The following is a 1,297-nucleotide window of genomic DNA, read 5'->3' as shown; positions in this document are numbered from 1 at the left end:
CGACGACTTTTTGCGCACACTGCGCAACCCAACGGCTCAACGTGTCGTGCACATCGCCAACTCCAGCGCGAATCGGGCGCTCGATGGTGGTCGGCGCGCTATGCTCGGAGCGCGTCACGGAATCAGGAAATCGTTCAAGGCGGACGGCTTCGCCGCCGCTTAACTCCAGCGTTATGCGCCTTTGAAGAATCATGGAACCACAAGACGTCGGAAAGAGTTACGACCTTATTGCTGATCGCTGGCGGAGCGATCGTTTTTCGCAAGACAATGGCATTTTCCAGCATGAGAAAGCCATAGCCTTTACAAAGCTACGGGGCGCAGCCCTCGACGTAGGTTGTGGCGGCAGCGGACGCCTAATTAACATGCTTCTCAACCGCGGTTTTTCGCCTGAGGGACTGGACATCTCTACCAAGATGCTGGAGCTCGCTCGCTCTCGCCATCCAAACATACCCTTCCACCAAGCGGATATATGCTCGTGGAATCTTCCCCGATCCTACGATTTTATTTCAGCTTGGGATAGCATCTGGCATGTGCCGTTACGGTTTCAGGAGCAGGTACTGTTCAAAATTTTGTCAGGTCTTAGCCTGGGCGGAGTTGCCATATTCAGCGTTGGTGGCACGGACGGTCCAGACGAACATACCAACTCTTACATGGGGCCTCCCATGTACCACAGTACGCTTGGCATTCCTCGAACGTTGGAGGTAATTGCACAGGCTGGGTCAGTCTGTCGCCACTTGGAGTACGATCAGTACCCAGAGGGGCATGTGTACATCATCTGTCAGCGCGTGAGCTTGGATAGCGAGTGAGGCAGCGCATAACAACTCAATGCAGCGGACGCCCACCCGCTACGCGGGCGTGCGCCACTGATTTCTGGCGTTAGTCGGCAGTGCAGCAGTCATGATTTCAGGGGAGTTCCTCGCAAATGGAGCTGATCGCACGCGCCAGCATCAGAGCCGCTTCGGCCAGCGCCGTCGCAACGGTTTCGCGTGCGGCTTGCGGGGATGTTTCTGTCGCTCCGGCAAGCATCGCCGCCAGTGCCAGGCTCAACGCATCCGTTGCGTTCGCGGCATGGGGCGTCGTCGCTTTGTTTAACATCGGGCGTTGCCGTGGTGGCACCGCCGTCTAACACGGCGGTTAAGCGGACGGCGTACCGCCGCCGCTTACCTTTGCCCTGATTCCGTGACCTCTCCCTGCCAAACCGCACCACACAGCCACCTGCACGAGCCCGCCCGCTCACCCATCGGGTGAGGCCCGCTGTCGGGTATGCTGCGGCTCGATCTCGTTGCCGCGCCGTTCG

At 58.6% G+C, this 1,297-nt stretch carries 2 protein-coding genes; one reads left to right on the top strand and one right to left on the bottom strand.

What is annotated here, in order from left to right; translation table 11 throughout:
* The first annotated feature begins 191 nt into the window (after window positions 1-191).
* A complete protein-coding gene (locus tag ACO2Q2_RS17485; protein WP_423257527.1) occupies window positions 192-806 on the top strand; it encodes a class I SAM-dependent methyltransferase in 615 nt (204 codons plus the stop codon).
* A 97-nt stretch (window positions 807-903) separates the two neighbouring features.
* Here the strand turns inward: ACO2Q2_RS17485 and ACO2Q2_RS17480 are convergent, their stop codons facing one another.
* Window positions 904-1,095 (bottom strand): hypothetical protein, encoded by a 192-nt coding sequence (locus ACO2Q2_RS17480; protein WP_423257526.1) that lies wholly within the window; start codon window positions 1,093-1,095, stop codon window positions 904-906.
* Between the last annotated feature and the right edge of the window lie 202 nt (window positions 1,096-1,297).

Source organism: Dyella sp. KRB-257 (assembly GCF_049445995.1).
Lineage (GTDB): Bacteria > Pseudomonadota > Gammaproteobacteria > Xanthomonadales > Rhodanobacteraceae > Dyella_A.
This window is presented reverse-complemented; position numbering and strand designations above follow the sequence as displayed.